19 protein-coding genes and 1 other RNA gene are annotated in these 18068 nt (G+C 61.5%); 11 read left to right on the forward strand and 9 right to left on the reverse strand.

Annotation, left to right across the window (positions count from 1 at the left end; translation table 11 throughout):
- Positions 1-208: 208 nt before the first annotated feature.
- The 4 genes from ACYZUM_RS25125 to ACYZUM_RS25140 form a co-directional block, all read right to left on the reverse strand.
- Positions 209-1426 (reverse strand): 2-octaprenyl-3-methyl-6-methoxy-1,4-benzoquinol hydroxylase, encoded by a 1218-nt coding sequence (locus ACYZUM_RS25125; RefSeq protein WP_473061370.1) that lies wholly within the window; start codon positions 1424-1426, stop codon positions 209-211.
- 109 nt (positions 1427-1535) lie between these two features.
- Positions 1536-2723: a 2-octaprenyl-6-methoxyphenyl hydroxylase gene (gene ubiH / locus ACYZUM_RS25130; RefSeq protein WP_108184149.1), complete on the reverse strand. Its 1188-nt coding sequence runs from the start codon at positions 2721-2723 to the stop codon at positions 1536-1538.
- Entirely contained in the window at positions 2720-4054 is a 1335-nt protein-coding gene (gene pepP / locus ACYZUM_RS25135; RefSeq protein WP_108184150.1) for a Xaa-Pro aminopeptidase, read from the reverse strand. The genes ubiH and pepP overlap by 4 nt, the downstream gene beginning before the upstream one ends.
- 27 nt (positions 4055-4081) lie before the next feature.
- Positions 4082-4642 carry a YecA/YgfB family protein gene (locus ACYZUM_RS25140; protein WP_041072076.1) on the reverse strand — a complete coding sequence of 187 codons (561 nt, stop codon included), beginning with the start codon at positions 4640-4642 and terminating at the stop codon, positions 4082-4084.
- Between the two features lie 130 nt (positions 4643-4772).
- Between ACYZUM_RS25140 and ACYZUM_RS25145 the strand changes: the two genes are divergently transcribed.
- The 4 genes from ACYZUM_RS25145 to ACYZUM_RS25160 all read left to right on the forward strand — a co-directional run bounded on the left by ACYZUM_RS25145 (position 4773) and on the right by ACYZUM_RS25160 (position 6191).
- The gene (locus ACYZUM_RS25145; protein WP_025112001.1) at positions 4773-4982 is read left to right on the forward strand and encodes a TIGR02449 family protein; all 210 of its coding nucleotides are present in this window, start codon (positions 4773-4775) and stop codon (positions 4980-4982) included.
- Positions 4979-5296, forward strand: coding sequence for a cell division protein ZapA (locus tag ACYZUM_RS25150; protein WP_008055229.1), 318 nt, complete (start codon positions 4979-4981; stop codon positions 5294-5296). The genes ACYZUM_RS25145 and ACYZUM_RS25150 overlap by 4 nt, the downstream gene beginning before the upstream one ends.
- A 30-nt stretch (positions 5297-5326) precedes the next feature.
- A non-coding RNA gene (gene ssrS / locus ACYZUM_RS25155) (6S RNA) lies at positions 5327-5505 on the forward strand.
- An 80-nt stretch (positions 5506-5585) separates the two neighbouring features.
- Positions 5586-6191: a 5-formyltetrahydrofolate cyclo-ligase gene (locus ACYZUM_RS25160; protein WP_108184151.1), complete on the forward strand. Its 606-nt coding sequence runs from the start codon at positions 5586-5588 to the stop codon at positions 6189-6191.
- Positions 6192-6226: 35 nt separating this feature from the next.
- On the opposite strand, the gene ACYZUM_RS25165 is transcribed toward ACYZUM_RS25160, so the two are convergent.
- Complete coding sequence (locus ACYZUM_RS25165; RefSeq protein ID WP_086792358.1) at positions 6227-6382, reverse strand: hypothetical protein; 156 nt, start codon at positions 6380-6382, stop codon at positions 6227-6229.
- Between the two features lie 197 nt (positions 6383-6579).
- Here ACYZUM_RS25165 and ACYZUM_RS25170 point away from each other — a divergent pair, with 197 nt between their 5' ends.
- The 4 genes from ACYZUM_RS25170 (at position 6580) to ACYZUM_RS25185 (ending at position 11958) form a co-directional block, all read left to right on the forward strand.
- Positions 6580-7029 (forward strand): EVE domain-containing protein, encoded by a 450-nt coding sequence (locus ACYZUM_RS25170; RefSeq protein ID WP_108184152.1) that lies wholly within the window; start codon positions 6580-6582, stop codon positions 7027-7029.
- Between the two features lie 122 nt (positions 7030-7151).
- A complete protein-coding gene (locus ACYZUM_RS25175) occupies positions 7152-8117 on the forward strand; it encodes an HlyD family secretion protein (protein ID WP_108184153.1) in 966 nt (321 codons plus the stop codon).
- Entirely contained in the window at positions 8114-10840 is a 2727-nt protein-coding gene (gene rbbA, locus ACYZUM_RS25180) for a ribosome-associated ATPase/putative transporter RbbA (protein ID WP_108184154.1), read from the forward strand. The genes ACYZUM_RS25175 and rbbA overlap by 4 nt, the downstream gene beginning before the upstream one ends.
- Positions 10840-11958, forward strand: a complete 1119-nt coding sequence (locus tag ACYZUM_RS25185) for an ABC transporter permease (protein ID WP_108184155.1) — start codon at positions 10840-10842, stop codon at positions 11956-11958. The genes rbbA and ACYZUM_RS25185 overlap by 1 nt, the downstream gene beginning before the upstream one ends.
- 16 nt (positions 11959-11974) lie before the next feature.
- Here ACYZUM_RS25185 and ACYZUM_RS25190 read toward each other — a convergent pair whose 3' ends face one another.
- Positions 11975-12382 carry a flagellar basal body-associated protein FliL gene (locus tag ACYZUM_RS25190; protein WP_027610485.1) on the reverse strand — a complete coding sequence of 136 codons (408 nt, stop codon included), beginning with the start codon at positions 12380-12382 and terminating at the stop codon, positions 11975-11977.
- Between the two features lie 150 nt (positions 12383-12532).
- Between ACYZUM_RS25190 and ACYZUM_RS25195 the strand changes: the two genes are divergently transcribed.
- Positions 12533-13510 carry an NADPH:quinone oxidoreductase family protein gene (locus ACYZUM_RS25195; RefSeq protein ID WP_108184156.1) on the forward strand — a complete coding sequence of 326 codons (978 nt, stop codon included), beginning with the start codon at positions 12533-12535 and terminating at the stop codon, positions 13508-13510.
- Between the two features lie 82 nt (positions 13511-13592).
- Here the strand turns inward: ACYZUM_RS25195 and ACYZUM_RS25200 are convergent, their stop codons facing one another.
- Entirely contained in the window at positions 13593-14207 is a 615-nt protein-coding gene (locus ACYZUM_RS25200; protein ID WP_086792365.1) for an energy transducer TonB, read from the reverse strand.
- Between the two features lie 177 nt (positions 14208-14384).
- Positions 14385-15014, reverse strand: coding sequence for a flagellar basal body-associated protein FliL (locus tag ACYZUM_RS25205; protein ID WP_108184157.1), 630 nt, complete (start codon positions 15012-15014; stop codon positions 14385-14387).
- A 226-nt stretch (positions 15015-15240) separates the two neighbouring features.
- Between ACYZUM_RS25205 and glpT the strand changes: the two genes are divergently transcribed.
- Complete coding sequence (gene glpT, locus ACYZUM_RS25210) at positions 15241-16590, forward strand: glycerol-3-phosphate transporter (protein ID WP_473061191.1); 1350 nt, start codon at positions 15241-15243, stop codon at positions 16588-16590.
- Here the strand turns inward: glpT and ACYZUM_RS25215 are convergent.
- Positions 16566-17234, reverse strand: coding sequence for a gamma-glutamylcyclotransferase (locus ACYZUM_RS25215; protein ID WP_041072057.1), 669 nt, complete (start codon positions 17232-17234; stop codon positions 16566-16568). The two genes, glpT and ACYZUM_RS25215, sit on opposite strands and share 25 nt — an antisense overlap.
- Before the next feature lie 353 nt (positions 17235-17587).
- On the opposite strand from ACYZUM_RS25215, the gene ACYZUM_RS25220 reads away from it, so the two are divergent.
- Positions 17588-18061: a sn-glycerol-3-phosphate transporter gene (locus ACYZUM_RS25220; RefSeq protein ID WP_108184158.1), complete on the forward strand. Its 474-nt coding sequence runs from the start codon at positions 17588-17590 to the stop codon at positions 18059-18061.
- Positions 18062-18068: the final 7 nt, after the last annotated feature.

Here is an 18068-nt window from a genome sequence, read left to right on the forward strand (position 1 = left end):
GATCTCTCGGTCGGAAAATGTGGGCCAAATGATAAGGACTCACATTTACCACCTCAATCGAACTCTTTTCCAAGGAGTTACCAGATGTTGCACAGGGCAACACACCCCTGTAGGAGCTGCCGAGTGAAACGAGGCTGCGATCTTTCGATCTTAAACCAAGATCAAAAGATCGCAGCCTTCGGCAGCTCCTACAGAGAGCGTTATCGACTCAGGGTTTGGCGAGCGCGGGGAGGTCGCCTGTGAGGCCAAGTGCTTCACGAACAAAGAGAGCCTTGGCCTCGGGCATCTGCTCCACCAGCTTCAACCCGGCGTTGCGCAACCAGCGCACTGGCAACGGGTCGGCCTGGAACAAGCGTTCGAAGCCCTCCATCGCCGCCATCAGCGCGAGGTTGTGCGGCATGCGTCGACGCTCGTAACGGCTCAGCACCTTCACGTCCGCCAGGCGCTCGCCGCGTTCCGCGGCTTGCAGCAGCACTTCAGCCAGCACCGCCGCATCAAGGAAACCCAGGTTGACGCCCTGCCCGGCCAACGGGTGAATGGTGTGCGCCGCATCGCCAATCAGCGCCAGCCCTTCGGCGACATAGCGCTTGGCGTGACGTTGACGCAGCGGCACGCACAACCGTGAGTCAGCGCTGAGCACTTCGCCCAGGCAACCCTCGAACGCACGCTCCAGCTCACGGCAGAACGCGGCTTCATCCAGCGCCATCAGGCGTTCGGCTTCACTCGGCGTGGTCGACCAGACGATCGAGCACCAGTCTTGCTGCCCGTCACGCTCCAGCGGCAGAAACGCCAGCGGCCCGTGATCGGTGAAACGCTGCCACGCGGTCATCCGGTGCGGCTTGCTGCTGCGCACGCTGGTGACGATGGCGTGGTGCAGGTAATCCCACTCTCGGGTGGCAACGCCGGTCAGCCGGCGCACCGCCGAATGGGCGCCATCCGCCGCGATCACCAGCGGCGCACGCAACTGGCGACCGTCGGCCAGGGTCAGCAGCCAGTCGTCACCGGAGCGGCGCATCTGTTCCAGCCGTGCGTTGGCCAGCATACCCAGATCGCAATCGTGCAAACGATCAAGCAAGGCATCCTGCACCACACGGTTTTCGACGATATGTCCCAGCACATCGGCGTGCACACTGCTCGCCGAGAAATGAATCTGCCCGGTGCCGCTGCCGTCCCACACATGCATGTCGGTGTAGGGACTGCTGCGGCGTTTGGCGATGCCGTCCCAGACGCCAAGGCGTTCGAGAATCCGCTGGCTGGCCGCCGACAAGGCGCTCACTCGCGGCTCGAACGGCGCGGCGGCATCGAACGGTTTGACGCTCAGCGGGCTGCCGTCGAGCAGCAACACTTCCAGGCCACTGTCCTGCAGCGCCAACGCGAGGGCGCTGCCGACCATTCCGGCTCCGACAATCAGCAGATCTGCGCGCATTTCCATGCTTTAAGCCTGTCTCGCTGGCGGCATGCGCCGCCCGTAAAGGGTTTTACCGAACGCGCCAGTGGGCGGCGCGCTGCTGAAAGTGAAGGTGACGATCCGCCGCTCAAGCATCCGGCCGCGTCCCCAGCCCCATGGCCTGACGGGCAAACCAGCGCTTGGCCGGTGGCAGCAGATCGAGACCGAGCAAGCCAATGTTGCGCCCCAGCGACACCAACGGCTGGGTGCTGCCGAACAGGCGGGTAACCTGATCGGAGAAGCCTACTGTAAGGTCCTGATCCAGGCGCTGGCGCTCGCGATAGGCCTGCAACGTGGCGAAGTCGCCCAGCGGCTGGTCGCTGGCAAGCAGTGCGGCGGCCAAAGCATCGGCATCACGCAGGGACAGGTTGAAACCCTGCCCGGCAATCGGGTGCAGGCTGTGTGCAGCGTTGCCGAGCACCGCCAGATGCGAGCGCACTTGCTCCTCGGCCTCGACCAGCGACAACGGATACAGATGCCGCGCGCCAACCTGTTTCAGGGTGCCGAGGCGGTAGCCGAACACGCCTTGCAATTCACTGAGGAAATCGCGCTCGCTCAAGTCTGCCAAACGCTGCGCGTCCATGCCCAGGCGGGTCCAGACCAGCGCACAGCGGTTGTCCGGCAGCGGCAGCAAGGCCATCGGTCCTTCGTCGGTGAAACGCTCGAAGGCCATGCCGTTGTGCGCCTCGCTCGGGGTGATGTTGGCGATCAGCGCGCTCTGGTTGTACGGACGCTTGCGCACGTTGATGCCCAGTTGTTCGCGCAAACCGGAACGGCCACCATCGGCGAGCACGGCCAGATCGCACTCGATGCTGGTTTCATCGTTGAGGGTCAGGCGATAACCGTCGGGCAGCGGCTCCATGCGCGTAACCTCCGCCGGGCAACGCCAACTGATCACGTCTTTATCCAGATGCTGCCACAGGCACTGGCCGAGCCAGGCATTCTCCACCACATAACCGAGCGCCGGCACGCCCTCTTCCATCGCCGACAGACGGGCGGTGGAGAAGCGACCCCGATCGGAGACGTGAATCTGTTTGATCGGCTCGGCGCGGCGGGAAATCTCCTGCCAGACGCCCAGCCGCTGATAGATCTGCCGTGAACCGAAGGACAGCGCCGATGAACGGGCGTCGTAACTCGGTTGCCAACTGTCGCCGGGGGCGAACGGTTCGATCAGGACGATCTTCCAGCCGCGCGCCTTGGCCCCAGCCTGCAAGGCCAGCGCCAGACTGGCGCCGACCAGACCGCCGCCGATGATTGCCAGGTTGACTCGACTCATGCCGCGTGTGTCCGTGCTTGCGCCATCAGCGCTTCGATCTCGGCGACGGTTTTCGGTACGCCGCTGGTCAATATTTCACAACCGGTCTTGGTCACTACCACGTCATCCTCGATGCGCACGCCAATGCCGCGCCATTTCTTTGCTACGTGCTGGTTGTCCGGGGCGATGTAGATGCCCGGCTCCACGGTCAGCGCCATGCCGACCTCCAGCACCCGCCATTCGCCGCCGACCTTGTATTCGCCGACGTCGTGTACATCCATGCCCAGCCAGTGCCCGGCACGGTGCATGTAAAACGCTTTGTAAGCTTCGGTCGCGATCAATTCGTCGACCTCGCCTTGCAGCAATCCAAGTTTCACCAGCCCCGTGGTAATCACCCGAACCGTGGCTTCGTGCGCCTGATTCCAGTTTTTGTTCGGGGCGATTTCAGCGAATGCGGCTTCCTGCGAGGCCAGCACCAACTCGTAAATCGCTTTTTGCTCTGGCGAGAACTTGCCGTTGACCGGCCAGGTGCGAGTGATGTCGCTGGCGTAGCAGTCGATTTCGCAACCGGCGTCGATCAATACCAGATCGCCGTCCTTGAGCAGCGCGTCATTCTGCTGGTAATGCAGGATGCAGCTGTTGCGTCCGGCGGCGACAATCGAGCCGTAAGCCGGCATCTTCGCCCCGCCCTTGCGAAACTCGTAATCGAGCTCGGCTTCCAGGCTGTACTCGTACAGTCCCGGCCGGCTGGCCTGCATCGCGCGGACATGCGCCTGAGCGGAAATCCGCGCTGCTTCGCGCATCACCTTCACTTCTGCCGCCGATTTATACAGGCGCATGTCATGCAGCAGGTGATCCAGGGCAACGAATTCGTTCGGCGGCTGGGCGCCGAGGTGCGCCTTGGAGCGGATCACGTTGATCCAGTCCATCAGGTGGCGATCGAACTCCGGGTTGCTGCCCATCGCCGAATACACCCGATCGCGGCCTTCGATCAGGCCCGGCAGGATGTCGTCGATGTCGGTAATCGGGAACGCGTCGTCGGCGCCGTAATCACGGATTGCACCTTCCTGCCCGGCGCGCAGACCGTCCCACAACTCGCGTTCGGCGTTGCGTTCACGGCAGAACAGCACGTACTCGCCATGCTCGCGGCCGGGCATCAGGACGATGACCGCCTGCGGCTCGGGGAATCCACTGAGGTACTGAAAGTCACTGTCCTGACGATAGACGTGCTCGACGTCGCGGTTGCGGATCGCGACTGCGGCGGCGGGCAGGATCGCGATGCTGTTGGGTTCCATCTGCGCCATCAGGGCCTTGCGGCGACGGCTGTATTCCGCTTTGGGGATATGGGTCATGGGCAGATGGCTTTCCCTGGCACGCGATTAATGCAGCGACGGCTTGGCGGCTGGCGGCACGTCGGCTTTCTTGGTTTCCGAGAACAGCAGCAGCGGCGCGACGCGCAGATACTCCATGACTTCCATGTAGTCGGTTTCGCCGTCTTCGGACTCTTCCAGGGCATCTTGCACCTGGGAAATCGCCGCCAGATCCTGCAGCACTTCGGTCGCTTCGGTGCTGAGCATGCTGCTGTCGCGGCAGTTCAGGCCGAAACCGCTGAGGAAGCCCTGGCACCATTGGCCCAGTGCAGCGGCGCGGTCGGCCAGCGGCGCATCATCGGTCGGCAGCAGCAGAACGACGGTCACGTCGCTGCCAGTCAACTCACCCTTGACCATTTCTTGCAGGCCGATCAGGGCGTTGCGGACGTTGTCCTGGATATCGCCTTCGAGCAGTTCGGCGGCGTCGATCAACCAGCCTTCGTTATCGAAGCCGGCGCCGGCGCAGCTGCGGCCGAGCAGCAGGCCATGCAGTTCGGCAGGCGAGACGTTGTGGCCGCTGGCAGTCAGCAGGGTGGCAAAGGCTTGGTACGGGGAATTCGCAATGGTCATGGGCAGCTAGGCGCCAGACGGCGCTATGTCTAGAATGAAGGCCTTGTATCCTACATCGACAGACTCGCCAAGACTATTAAAGGCTGTCCGCCAGCTATCCCATCAGACAGACTCCGACTCAGTGGACACAATGGAAGACACCGACCTGCAAGCGCTGATGGCCAGACTCGAACTGCTGATTAGTCGAGTGGAGCAACTTAAGAGTCAAAACGCACTCTTACTAGCTCAGGAAAAGACCTGGCGCGAGGAACGCGCTCACCTCATTGAAAAAAACGAAATCGCCCGGCGTAAGGTCGAATCGATGATTTCGCGCCTCAAGGCCCTGGAGCAAGACTCATGAGTTCAAGCAATAGCGTTACCGTGCAGATCCTCGATAAAGAATATTCGATCATCTGCCCCCAGGAAGAACGCAGCAATCTGGTCAGCGCCGCCCGCTACCTGGACGGCAAGATGCGCGAGATCCGCAGCAGCGGCAAAGTCATCGGCGCCGACCGTATCGCCGTGATGGCCGCGCTGAATATCACCCACGACCTCTTGCACAAAGAAGAGCGCCCGGACATCCAGGCCAGCGGCTCGACCCGTGAACAGGTGCGCGACTTGCTCGATCGTGTCGATCTGGTGCTGGCGACCGATCCGGACGTCACCAAGGGCTGATTCGCCGGGCCGCTTGAGGTATACTCGCGGCACTCCCTGGGGTGCTTGCCAGTTGACGATGTCCCTGAGCCGATTTGCACTACCCTGGAGGTTGCACGTTGGGCTGGTGTGCATGTCCGCCAGACGGAAAGCCTTAAAGTCTACTGCATCCTCCACCTTGAACTTTCGGGTTCAAGGGCTAAGTTGACAGCGGTTCATCCGGGGAGCCTGATTCGAATCCGATGCCGGTTTTTGCCGGCATCGGATTTTTTATGCGTGCGTTTTCGCCCTCACCTGCCGAAGCCGAACCATGACCGAACCTGCGCTGCTGCCCCGCCCGCAACTCCGTCGCCTGCTGCGCAAGACGCGCCGCGCATTGACCCCGGGCGAACAACGCCAGGCCGCCAAAGGCCTGTTCCGCCAACTGGCGCAAGACCCGCACTTTCGCCGGGCCAGACACATTTCCCTGTACCTGCCCACCGACGGTGAAATCGACCCGCGCCTGCTGCTGCGCGAAGCCCAGCGGCGCGGCAAGGCCACCTACCTGCCAGTGCTCAGTGCCTGGCCGCGAACCAAAATGGTGTTCCAGCGGATTCGCCCGGGCGACAGGCTCAAGCCCAATCGCTTTCGCATTCTCGAACCGCGAGCCAATCTGGCTCAGCAACGCAGGATCTGGACCCTGGATCTGGTGCTGTTGCCACTGGTTGGGTTTGACGATGTCGGCGGACGGCTGGGGATGGGCGGCGGATTCTACGACCGCAGTCTGGCCTACCTGGCCCGGCGCAAAAACTGGCGCAAGCCGACGTTGCTGGGGCTGGCCCATGAATGTCAGAAGGTCGAACGCCTGGCGCAGGCCAGCTGGGATGTACCGTTGCAGGGCACGGTCACCGATAAGGCGTGGTATTTCGCAGGGTAGACGCCGCGCGGGTCAGCGGCGTCGGGAAGGCTGTTTCAGCGCTTGAACGCGGTCGACTGTTGGACCTGTTGCGCGACTTCAATCGGCGCATCGGTCTTGCTCGTCCACAGACTTTGCGCATAACCGGTGGTTACGACGCCGAGGCCGAACAAAATAACCAAAGTCCATAGCAAATCCGGTTTGCGTTTCATCGATTGCCCCCCTCAAGGCACATCATCACGATGACAGCAGCGGTTTCCGTTCGTAGGCCGTGCAGCAGCGTCAAGCTTTAAAGGCCTGCATTTTGCGACAACGTGAACCCGGGCGCAAATGCTGACGTCAACCGACCGTCGGTTTGTCATAAAATTGCCCGACAACCTGTCCAATCACCGCTTGAGGAGCAAAAGACATGGCCTATTGGCTGATGAAATCCGAGCCGGACGAACTCTCGATCAAAGGCCTGGAGACACTCGGAAAAGCGCGCTGGGACGGGGTTCGCAACTATCAGGCGCGCAATTTCCTGCGGGCGATGGAGGTCGGGGATGAGTTCTTTTTCTACCACTCCAGTTGCCCGGAGCCGGGGATTGCCGGAATCGGCAGGATTATTCAGGCAGCGTACCCGGATCCCACCGCACTGGACCCCGAAAGCCATTACTTCGACCCGAAAGCCACGCCCGAGAAAAACGCCTGGAGTGCAATCGATGTTGCACACGTCGAGACCTTTGCCCGGGTGCTGAAACTGGATTATCTGAAGCAGCAGACCGCACTGGCCGAGATGCCGCTGGTGCAAAAAGGCAGCCGTCTTTCGGTCATGCCGGTGACCGCCGAACAGTGGGCCGTCGTGCTCGGTTTGCGCTGAGAACTCTCCGGTCACGGTTTTTTACCCGAAAAAAGGGCTAGGCTTGGCGCTCATTTGACTGACATCAAGCGAGTGAAACGCTTGAACAGTCAGACTGGACGCCACAGCCGCAGGATGCCCCCATGTCGACGCACAGCCGTTCTTCACTTCTATATGCCGGTTCGCTCCTGGTGTTACTCGCCGCCGCGGGTGGCCTCGGTTACTGGATGTCGATCAGCAGCCGGCTGGTCGAGGGGCTGTCGATGGGCAACGGGCGCCTGGAAGCAACCGAGGTGCAGATCGCCAGCAAGACGCCCGGGCGCCTGGCCGAGGTGCTGGTGGATGAAGGCGACAAGGTCAGCAAAGGACAACTGCTGGCGCGCATGGACACCCGCACCCTCGAAGCCCAGCGCAATCAGGCCGAAGCCGAAGTCCTGCGCGCCCGGGAGAATCTCAACGCCGCTCAGGCCAATGTGCAGTTGCGTCAGAGTGAGCTGCTGCTGGCCCAGCAAGAGCTCGGCCGCTCGCAGTCACTGTTCAAGCACGGTTACGTCAGCGCGCAGATCATCGATCAACTGCAGTCGCGAATTGGCACCGGCAACGCTGCGGTGACCGCAGCCCGCGCCCAGGTATCTGCCGTCAGCGCAACAATCGGCGCAGCGCAGGCGCAGGTGGCGCAGCTGACCAGCGAAATCGACGACAGCCTTCTGCGCGCGCCGATTGATGGCGTGATCCAGCTGCGCATGGCCGAACCCGGCGAAGTGCTGGGTGCCGGCGGCCGGGTCTTGTTGCTGATCGATCCCAACGATCAGTACATGAACCTCTATCTGTCAGCCGCGGTGGCTGGGCGCCTGGCGGTGGGCGATGACGCTCGCGTGCTGCTCGATGCCTTGCCCGATAACCCGCTGCCGGCAAAAATCAGCTTCGTCGCAGCCAAATCGCAGTTCACTCCCAAAGAGGTCGAGACCCGCGACGAGCGACAAAAACTGGTGTTCCGCGTCAAGTTGCGCCTGACCCAGCCCAGCGCCGTGCCACAGGCCAAGCCCGGCATGCCCGGCGCCGGCTATGTGCGCATCGCCCCCGTCGAATGGCCGGCCAATCTGCAATGAGCAGCCTTGCGGTTCAAGCGAACGGTATCGCCCACCGCTACGGCAAACAGCAAGCGCTGAAGGAGATCGCCTTCAGCCTGCCCGCCGGAACCCGCTGCGGGTTGATCGGCCCCGATGGCGCGGGCAAGTCCAGCCTGTTGGGGTTGATCGCCGGCGTGAAAACCCTGCAACAAGGGCAACTGCAAGTGCTCGGAGGCGCGATCCAGGATCGCCGGCATCGCGACACACTCTATGCACGCATCGCCTTCATGCCGCAGGGTCTGGGCGGCAACCTGTACCCCGAGCTGTCGATCCGCGAGAACATTCAGTTCTTCTCGACGCTGTTTGGCCTGTCTAGGGCTGAAAGCGAGCAACGCATGCACAGCCTGTTGCTCGCGACCGACTTGCTGAAATTTGCCGAGCGCCCCGCCGGCAAGTTGTCCGGCGGCATGAAGCAGAAACTCGGGCTGTGCTGCGCGCTGATCCATGAGCCCGACCTGTTGATCCTCGATGAGCCGACTACTGGCGTCGACCCGCTCTCGCGCCGGCATTTCTGGGAGCTGGTCGACGATGTGCGCAGCCAGCGCCCGCAACTGACGCTGCTGGTCGCCACGGCGTATATGGAAGAAGCCGAGCAATTCGAGCATTGCCTGATGCTCGACGCCGGCCAGTTGATCGCCACCGGCCTGAGCCGCGAGCTGGCGGCCGTCACCCCCAGCGGCAAACTCGATGACGCCTTTACCCATTTCCAGGGTGACAGCCAGCACGACGCTCAACCGCTGGTGATTCCACCGCGCACCGGCGACAGCAACGACATCGCCATCCAAGCCCACGACCTGACGCTGCGCTTCGGCGATTTCACCGCCGTGGATCACGTCAGTTTTGCCATTGGCCGTGGCGAGATTTTCGGTTTTCTTGGCTCCAACGGCTGCGGCAAGACCACCACCATGAAAGTCCTGACCGGGCTGATGCCGGCCAGCGAAGGCAGTGCGACGCTGCTCGGTAACCCGGTAAACGCCAAGGATCTGGCCACGCGCAAGCGGGTCGGGTTCATGTCGCAGAGCTTTTCGCTGTATGGCGAACTCAGTGTGCGACAGAACCTCGAACTGCACGCGCGGCTGTTCGACCTGCCCAAAACCGAGAGCGCACAGCGCATCGAGGCATTGATTCAGCGCTTCAATCTGCTCGCGGTCGCCGACCAGCCATCCGGGGCATTGCCATTGGGGCTGCGCCAGCGTCTGTCGCTGGCGGTGGCAGTGCTGCACCGCCCGGAAGTGCTGATCCTCGACGAGCCGACCTCCGGCGTCGATCCGGCAGCCCGCGATGACTTCTGGCGACTGTTGATCGAGTTGTCCCGCGAACAGGGCGTAACGATCTTCCTCTCCACGCACTTCATGAACGAAGCGCAGCGCTGCGACCGCATCTCGCTGATGCACGCGGGCAAGGTCCTCGCCTGCGACACCCCGGCGGCGCTGCAACGCCAGTTTGCGGGAGAGACGCTGGAAGCGGCCTTCGTCACTTGCCTGGAACAGGCTCAGGGCGCTCAGCCACCAGCGCCTGCGGCCGAACCGCAAATGGCGCCGCCGAGCGCAGCGACAACACCGCTGCCCCGCCACGGTTTCAGCCTCGGTCGCCTGCTGGCGGTGGCCCGTCGCGAAGGCAAGGAACTGCTGCGCGACAAGGTGCGCATGGCATTCGCGCTGGCGGGGGCGATTTTCATGATGGTGATTTTCGGCTACGGGATTTCCCTGGACGTGGAAAACCTCGCGTTCGCCGTGTACGACCAGGATCAGACGCCGCAGAGCCGGGCTTATCTTGAGGCGTTTCGCGGCTCCCGCTACTTCGACGAACAGCCGGCCATCCACGATCCACAGGAACTGCACCGGCGCCTGCAACGCTCGGAAATCAAACTGGCACTGGAAATCCCGCCCGGATTCGGCCGCGATTTGTACGCCGGGCGCCAACCCGCTGTGGCGGCGTGGCTGGATGGCGGCATGCCGTTTCGCGCCGAAACCAGCCGCAACTATGTTGAAGCCGTGCACCTGGCCAATCTGCAACAACTGGCCGAGCAAAGCAGCCCCGCGCTGGCCCACCCGACAGCGGCCAGTCTGGAAACCCGTTTTCGCTATAACCAGGACGTGGTCAGCGTCAACGCCATCGGCCCCGGGGTCATGGCGCTGATCCTCGCCTTCATTCCTGCGATGCTGACGGCGTTGGGCATCGTGCGCGAAAAGGAGTTGGGCTCGATCACCAATTTCTACGCCACGCCCCTGACCCGCTTGGAGTTTCTGCTGGGCAAGCAGGCGCCGTACCTGCTGGTCAGTCTGGTCAACCTCGCGGTGCTGGTGGCGATGAATCGCTGGCTGTTCGGCGTGCCGTTCAAGGGCAGCCTGCTGACACTGGCATTCGGCGGCCTGCTGTACGTGCTGGCGACCACCAGCATGGGCCTGCTGATTTCGGCGTTCACCCGCACACAAATCGCCGCGATCCTCGGCACCATGATCATCACCAGCTTGCCGACCATCCAGTTCTCCGGGCTGATCGTGCCGCGCTCGTCGCTGGAGGGTGCGGCCGCGGTGATGGGCATGCTGTTTCCGGCGGGGCACTTCCTCGACATCGCGGTGGGCACGTTCACCAAAGCGCTGGACGTGCGTCAGCTGTGGCCGCAGTGCCTGGCGCTGTTCGGGTTCTTTGTCGGGTTCACCGGGCTGAGCCTGATCATGCTGAAAAAGCAGGAGGCCTGATGCACAAGTTCGCACATATCCTGCGCCTGGGCCTCAAGGAACTGACCAGCCTGCGCCATGACAGCGTGTTGCTGCTGTTTCTGTTCTACGCCTTTACCGTGGCGATCTACATGCCCGCTGCGGGTTCGGTGATTGGCGTACACAACGCCAGCGTGGCCATCGTCGACGAAGACCACAGCGCCCTCTCGCGCCAGTTGGCCCAAGCCCTGCAGCCGCCGGAGTTCCAGACGCCGGTGCTGTTGCCTTACCCTCAGCTGGACCAGGTGATGGACAGCGGTCAATACACCTTCGTCATCAACATCCCGGCGGGCTTTCAAACCGATCTGCTGGCGGCGCGGCAACCGGCGATTCAGGTCAATGTCGACGCCACGGCCATGAGCCAGGCGTTCATGGGCGCTGGCTACATTGGCCGGATCTTTCAACGCGAGTTACTCGACTATGCAGATCAGGGTGAAGCAGCGACCAAGGCGCCGCTGCTACTGACTACTCGCGCGCTGTTCAACACCAATCTGGAGGGTGGCTGGTTTCTGGCGGTGATTCAGATCGTCAACAACATCACCATTCTGGCGATCATCCTCACCGGCACGGCGCTGCTGCGCGAACGCGAACACGGCACGCTCGACCATTTGCTGGTGCTGCCGCTGACGGCGCTGGAAATCATGCTGGCGAAAATCTGGAGCAACCTGCTGGTGGTGGTGCTGTGCACCTGGTTGTCGTTGGAAGTGGTGGTCAAAGGCCTGCTGGGCGTGCCATTGGCCGGCTCGATGAGCCTGTTTTTACTGGTGACGGCGGTTTATCTGTTTGCCAGCACCGCGCTGGGCATCTTTCTGGCGACGCTGGCGCGTTCGACGCCGCAGTTCGGCCTGCTGGCGATTCCAGTGATCATCCCGATGTTGCTGCTGTCGGGCGGCAGCACACCGCTGGACAGCATGCCGCAATGGTTGCAGTGGGTGATGCAGGGCTCGCCGTCCACGCACTTTGTCAGCCTCAGCGCCGCGATTCTGTTTCGCGACGCCGGGCTGAGCGTGGTCTGGCCGGACTTGCTGGCGCTGACGGCCATCGGCCTGCTGTTCTTCCTCATCGCGCTGGCACGCTTTCGCAGGAGCCTGGCGTCCTGAACAGCCGCCAGCGTGGTTACTGAATGATCAGGTTGTTGAACAGCAGATCTTCAACCACCGGCTTGCCGGTCTCGTCATTCATCACTTGCTGGGTCTGCTTCAGGGCTTCCTGACGCAGCTTTTCCTTGCCTTCGATGCTGCCCATCGCCTCGGTGGTCTGCTGAGTGAACAGCGCCACCAGTTGATTGCGGATCAGCGGCTCGTTGGCCTTGACCAGTTTGGTCGCCTCTTCACCGGTCACACGCAGCGCCACGTCGGCCTTGTAGACCTTCAGCTTCGGCGTGCCGTCCAGCCCGTAATTGCCCACGAACGGCGGGCTCAGGGTGATGTAGTTGACTTTCGGCGCCTCGCCTTCTTTGGCTTCTTCGGCCAGCGCTGCCACAGGCAGAGACAGGGCCAGCAACAACATGATCCACGCTTTCACAATTCGCTCCTTATCCGGTTTGCGGCCTAGCATAACGACCCGCCGCGCAAGCACAAGCTTATGGCTGACTATCAGGGCCGGGCATGCTCGTTGACCCGTTGACTGACATACCTACACTTATCGGCCATCACTCCCAAAGGAATAGCCCTGATGAAAGCCTTGCTGTGCAAAGCCTTCGGCCCTGCCGAATCGCTGGTGCTGGAAGACGTCGCCAGTCCTGTCGCGAAGAAGAACGAAATCCTGCTGGAGGTGCACGCCGCCGGGGTCAACTTCCCGGACACGCTGATCATCGAGGGCAAGTACCAGTTCAAGCCGCCCTTCCCGTTTTCCCCTGGGGGCGAAGCGGCTGGGGTGGTCAGCGGCGTCGGTGAAAAGGTCAGCCATCTGAAAGTGGGCGACCGGGTCATGGCCCTGACCGGCTGGGGCAGCTTCGCCGAACAGGTCGCGGTGCCGGGCTACAACGTGCTGCCGATCCCGCCGTCGATGGATTTCAACACCGCCGCCGCGTTCAGCATGACCTACGGCACTTCGATGCACGCCCTCAAGCAACGGGCCAACCTGCAACCGGGCGAGACCCTGCTGGTGCTCGGCGCTTCCGGTGGCGTCGGCCTGGCGGCAGTGGAGATCGGCAAAGCCATGGGTGCCCGGGTCATCGCCGCCGCCAGCAGCGCGGAAAAACTTGCCGTGGCCAAGGCTGCCGGTGCCGATGAACTGATCAACTACAGCGAAACCAGCCTCAAGGATGAAATCAAACGCCTCACCGATGGCCAGGGCGCCGACGTGATCTACGACCCGGTCGGCGGCGACCTGTTCGACCAGGCCATCCGCGCCATCGCCTGGAACGGCCGCCTGCTGGTGGTCGGCTTCGCCAGCGGACGCATCCCCGAACTGCCGGTCAACCTCGCGCTGCTCAAAGGTGCAGCCGTGCTCGGCGTGTTCTGGGGCTCCTTCGCCCAGCGCCAGCCACAGGACAACGCAGCAAACTTCCAGCAACTGTTCGGCTGGTTCGCCGAAGGCAAGCTGAAACCGCTGGTGTCGCAGGTGTACCCGCTGAGCAACGCGGCGCAGGCGATCAACGATCTGGGGCAGCGCAAGGCGGTGGGCAAGGTGGTGGTGCAGGTGCGCTGAGTTTTTCCCGGCCGGCGCCCCTTGGAGCCGGCCCGGTTCGCGCCAGGCAGCAACACAGCTTCACTCTCTGCGGCGCTGGTTATCAAAGCAACTCACGAACCTCTCCCGGCAGAAAACTCATGTATCTCCGCATGGGGGCCTCCCGGCAGCCTCTGACGATCATCGGTACGCGCCGATTCATCCTGGCGATGATTGCCAGACGTTGATCATCGGCCAACTGACTCTTGTGGATCGCGTTCGAAAGGTAAGCGCGGGTGTAATGAAACACGTCCGCGTCGACCCAGGCGTACTCAGGCATGTTCCTGAAACTGCCATTGATGACATGACACTTCACTGACTTCAGCCACTGATTGAGATGGATCGGCTCGTCCCGGCCCAGTCGAAAGAGCATCGGTGCCACCACGGGCTGTTCTGCAGGCCGCCCGTCTTCAGCCGTCCAGGGCTTGAAGCGCCACTGTGTTATTGCATCTTTGACCGCCTCAGCCAGATCAGGGTGATCACTTTGCACAATGCTGATCGCGCTGACCGAACCATCCGCCTTGACGACAAAACTGACCCTGACTTCGCCTTCGACCCCGGCCCTGTGCAACAGCTTCGGGTAGATCGGCTTGGGATTGTTTTCCGGTATGAGTAGCCCTTCCGCTGCCAGCGCAAGACTGAAGATCGTCAATAAAAGCCCAGCAAAGAACCACCGCATGATCTCGCCCCTTCCCGATTGAGATGCCTGTCCGGCAACAACAGAAAGGTTACGGAGCACTGCCTGTTAACTGAATGGCGCAGCTTCGCTATTGAATGCAGGACATTTCTCGATCCTGACAAGAAAACAGGCGAACGCCCTGCGCAACGGGCTTCAGGTACATTTTCTGACGGATGTTTAGCCGCCACTGGTCGCTGCCGCGTCGCCCGGCAACAAATGTTCCTGAACCTTCAGACTGCGAGACGGAATCAGCCGTCCCTTGTCATCGAAGCGCAAAACGATCAGCCAGTCGAAGACTTCATCCGGCCATCTTTCCTGGCCCATCAGCGCTGTGGGATCGCCACCAAAGGCCTTGAGCAGTTTATTGATGTGGCCGTGGTGCCAGGCGATCAGCACCGTTTGCGCCTGATTGCTCTTGCGCAACAGTTTGACCAATTGATGCAGATCGCCATTGACGTAGGGCTGCTCGATCGCGAGGTTCAGGCGTTGGGCCAGCGGGGTCAGGGTCAGGCGCGAGCGCGAACTCTCCGGGGTGTCGCCTGCAGCGATCAAACGCTGCGGGGTGAGCGCTTGGCCGTCGAGTTGCAGCGCAGAGAAATAGTCGACGTAGGCGGCTGCACGCTGTTCGCCCCGGGCGTTGAGCACAGATCCGACATCCGGTTTTTCCGCATGCCGGATGATCAGCACCGTGGCGTTGCGCAGGCCGGAATGGGAAGGATGATCGGTGACGATCAATGTCAGCAGCACAACGGCGAGCCCCGCCGCCACCAAGAACCTCGGCACCAACATGCGAACCTTCAGGGCCATTTCCTATCTCTGCTGATCAATTGGCTGAACGGGCCGCGAGTCTATGCCACACCCTGTTGATAAGTGGTGAAAACGTCGTGTTTTTACAGCTGAGCGACAGGTTCGTAAAAGAACATGCGACTTCCAACATTTTCCGCTGTTTTGCCGATGCGAACCGGTGCTATTTTCGGTAACGAAACTGTAACATTCGCATCCGCAGTCAAAACAAGAAATCTGGAGCTCTTGAATGTTTGCTTTCTTTCGTCCTGCCGCACATCAGGCTCCATTGCCTGAAGAAAAAATAGACAGCACTTACCGACGCCTGCGCTGGCAGATCTTCGCCGGTATCTTCTTTGGCTACGCGGGTTACTACCTGCTGCGCAAAAACTTCTCGCTGGCCATGCCGTACCTGATCGACGAAGGCTACAGCCGTGGCGATCTGGGTCTGGCGATGTCGGCCATTGCCATCGCCTACGGTCTGTCCAAGTTCCTGATGGGGCTGGTCTCCGACCGTTCCAATCCGCGTTACTTCCTGCCGTTCGGCTTGCTGGTGTCGGCCGGGGTGATGTTCATTTTCGGTTTCGCGCCGTGGGCGACGTCCAGCGTGACCATGATGTTCATCCTGCTGTTCATCAACGGCTGGGCCCAGGGCATGGGCTGGCCGCCGAGCGGGCGCACCATGGTGCACTGGTGGTCGCAGAAGGAACGGGGCGGCGTGGTCTCGGTGTGGAACGTGGCGCATAACGTCGGCGGCGGTCTGATCGGCCCGCTGTTCCTGATCGGCATGGGCCTGTTCAATGACTGGCACGCAGCGTTCTACGTCCCGGCAGCGGTAGCGCTGGGCGTAGCGGTGTTTGCCTTCATTACCATGCGCGACACCCCGCAATCGGTCGGCCTGCCGCCGATCGAGAAGTACAAGAACGATTACCCGGAAGGCTACGACGCCAGCCACGAAGACGAATTCAGCGCCAAGGAAATCTTCGTCAAATACGTGCTGCGCAACAAAATGCTCTGGTACATCGCCATGGCCAACGTCTTCGTCTACCTGCTGCGCTACGGCGTACTGGACTGGGCGCCGACCTACCTCAAAGAAGCCAAGCACTTCGACGTCGACAAGACTTCGTGGGCTTACTTCTTCTACGAGTGGGCGGGCATTCCGGGCACGCTGCTGTGCGGCTGGATGTCGGACAAGATCTTCCGTGGCAACCGTGGCCTGACCGGCATGGTGTTCATGGCACTCGTGACCGTGGCGACGCTGGTGTACTGGCTGAACCCGGCCGGCAACCCGACCGTGGACATGATCGCGCTGTTCTCGATCGGTTTTCTGATCTACGGCCCGGTGATGCTGATCGGTCTGCAGGCGCTGGAGCTGGCACCGAAAAAAGCCGCCGGCGCGGCAGCAGGCTTCACCGGTCTGTTCGGCTATCTGGGCGGTTCGGTCGCGGCGAGTGCGGCGATGGGTTATACCGTTGACCACTTCGGCTGGGACGGTGGTTTTGTCCTGCTGGTGGGCGCTTGCCTGCTGTCGATGGCCTTCCTGGCCCCGACGCTATGGCACAAGCAAGTCGCCAGTCAGAGCCGCGAAGCCGTCGCCTGATCGGCTTTTGCCTGACAGCGCTTGAGCCGCGCCTCCAGATTTCGATCCGGCATGGCGTGGCTGCGCAGGGCGTGGGCGGTCTGCTCGACATAATCGCGAGTGGTGCCGTAGCGCCCGCAAGCGCTTTCGAACACCTGACTCAGCACATGATCCGGCAAGTTGCCGGCATAGCTGGGCAGGTGTCGCTCCAGAACAAACCCCAACGCCTGAACCTGACTGCCATCTTCGAGCCGGCAGTTCAGCCAGTGCGGGCGATAGGACGGGAACGGCATCTCGCGTTTCCACAGCGCGTACAGCGCAGCGTCGAGATTCTCTTCCGGCAGCCGATAGGCGAAGCCGCTGCACGAACCGCCACGATCCAGACCGAACACCAGCCCGGGCATTTCCGGCGTTCCACGATGCTCATGCGACCACAGGTACAAGCCGCGATGGTAACCGTGGACTCGCCCGCGCACCCGCTCCACCGCCGTGCACTCCGGGCGCCAGATCAGCGAGCCGTAAGCAAACAGCCACACCGGCCCACCCTTGTGGCGCGCCATGGTCGATTGCATCGAGACGAGAAGTTGTTCGTGGGTCAGCTGCGGTCCCAGATCGAGCCGCGGAGGGTAAGCCAGATTCACAAAAGCAGATTCAATGGCTGTCATGACGGAAGTGTTCGGCCCCGCAAGTATTACAAGATGTAAGCACAATTCGCTTGATAGAACATATAGCAGTAACTGTAAAACGAAAAGTGCTAAAGGATGTATGACCCGCCTGACAACGATAATGCGGGATCATCTGCCCGGTTATCCGGTTTTATATAGCCTAATACCCTTGCAGCAATATCTTAAATACCCGAATGAAATATGCATAAGCCTTCGCTTGTTCAGGTTTCGTTCATGAAGGCGCGGGAAACTCCCTACTAGAATGTCGGACTTTCTTTCTTCTCCGTCGCTGAACGCCTACGTATAACGGCCTTCCTCTGGCGCAAGCCATCCCGTTTAACCGAGGCTGCACAATGAACATCCGAAGACTTCTGACCGTATTGCTGATGACTCAGACCGGCCATGCATTGGCCGCGGACGATGCGCAGGACACGGGCTTCTGGTATGCCCAGACCAGCGTCTACACCCGACATTATTCGCCCGACCCCGAGCACAATAATCATCAGGACTTGATCGGCATCGAACGCAATCAGGCTTCGGGCTGGGTCTTTGGCGGGGCAACTTTCCGTAATTCGTTCCGCCAGCGCTCGAACTACGCCTATGCCGGCAAGCGCTACGACAGCAGTGAGTATCCGGTGTATTTGAAAGTCACGGGCGGGCTGTTGCAGGGTTATCGCGGTGATAACAAGGACAAGATCCCGTTGAACCGCTATGGCGTTGCGCCAGTGATCATTCCGTCCGTCGGGACTCACTACGGCCCATTGGCCGCCGAGCTGGTGTTTCTCGGCGCCAATGCGGCGATGGTGACTAGCGGCGTACGTTTCTAGGGACGGG

It is taken from the genome of Pseudomonas sp. m6p, from assembly GCF_055760375.1.

What these genes read in the sequence shown, in the direction of transcription:
- ACYZUM_RS25125 (WP_473061370.1), bottom strand. Translation starts at nt 1,426, where the DNA reads ATGCGCGCAGATCTGCTGATTGTCGGAGCCGGAATGGTCGGCAGCGCC.
- ubiH (WP_108184149.1), bottom strand. Translation starts at nt 2,723, where the DNA reads ATGAGTCGAGTCAACCTGGCAATCATCGGCGGCGGTCTGGTCGGCGCC.
- pepP (WP_108184150.1), bottom strand. Translation starts at nt 4,054, where the DNA reads ATGACCCATATCCCCAAAGCGGAATACAGCCGTCGCCGCAAGGCCCTG.
- ACYZUM_RS25140 (WP_041072076.1), bottom strand. Translation starts at nt 4,642, where the DNA reads ATGACCATTGCGAATTCCCCGTACCAAGCCTTTGCCACCCTGCTGACT.
- ACYZUM_RS25145 (WP_025112001.1), top strand. Translation starts at nt 4,773, where the DNA reads ATGGAAGACACCGACCTGCAAGCGCTGATGGCCAGACTCGAACTGCTG.
- ACYZUM_RS25150 (WP_008055229.1), top strand. Translation starts at nt 4,979, where the DNA reads ATGAGTTCAAGCAATAGCGTTACCGTGCAGATCCTCGATAAAGAATAT.
- ACYZUM_RS25160 (WP_108184151.1), top strand. Translation starts at nt 5,586, where the DNA reads ATGACCGAACCTGCGCTGCTGCCCCGCCCGCAACTCCGTCGCCTGCTG.
- ACYZUM_RS25165 (WP_086792358.1), bottom strand. Translation starts at nt 6,382, where the DNA reads ATGAAACGCAAACCGGATTTGCTATGGACTTTGGTTATTTTGTTCGGC.
- ACYZUM_RS25170 (WP_108184152.1), top strand. Translation starts at nt 6,580, where the DNA reads ATGGCCTATTGGCTGATGAAATCCGAGCCGGACGAACTCTCGATCAAA.
- ACYZUM_RS25175 (WP_108184153.1), top strand. Translation starts at nt 7,152, where the DNA reads ATGTCGACGCACAGCCGTTCTTCACTTCTATATGCCGGTTCGCTCCTG.
- rbbA (WP_108184154.1), top strand. Translation starts at nt 8,114, where the DNA reads ATGAGCAGCCTTGCGGTTCAAGCGAACGGTATCGCCCACCGCTACGGC.
- ACYZUM_RS25185 (WP_108184155.1), top strand. Translation starts at nt 10,840, where the DNA reads ATGCACAAGTTCGCACATATCCTGCGCCTGGGCCTCAAGGAACTGACC.
- ACYZUM_RS25195 (WP_108184156.1), top strand. Translation starts at nt 12,533, where the DNA reads ATGAAAGCCTTGCTGTGCAAAGCCTTCGGCCCTGCCGAATCGCTGGTG.
- ACYZUM_RS25200 (WP_086792365.1), bottom strand. Translation starts at nt 14,207, where the DNA reads ATGCGGTGGTTCTTTGCTGGGCTTTTATTGACGATCTTCAGTCTTGCG.
- ACYZUM_RS25205 (WP_108184157.1), bottom strand. Translation starts at nt 15,014, where the DNA reads ATGGCCCTGAAGGTTCGCATGTTGGTGCCGAGGTTCTTGGTGGCGGCG.
- glpT (WP_473061191.1), top strand. Translation starts at nt 15,241, where the DNA reads ATGTTTGCTTTCTTTCGTCCTGCCGCACATCAGGCTCCATTGCCTGAA.
- ACYZUM_RS25215 (WP_041072057.1), bottom strand. Translation starts at nt 17,234, where the DNA reads ATGACAGCCATTGAATCTGCTTTTGTGAATCTGGCTTACCCTCCGCGG.
- ACYZUM_RS25220 (WP_108184158.1), top strand. Translation starts at nt 17,588, where the DNA reads ATGAACATCCGAAGACTTCTGACCGTATTGCTGATGACTCAGACCGGC.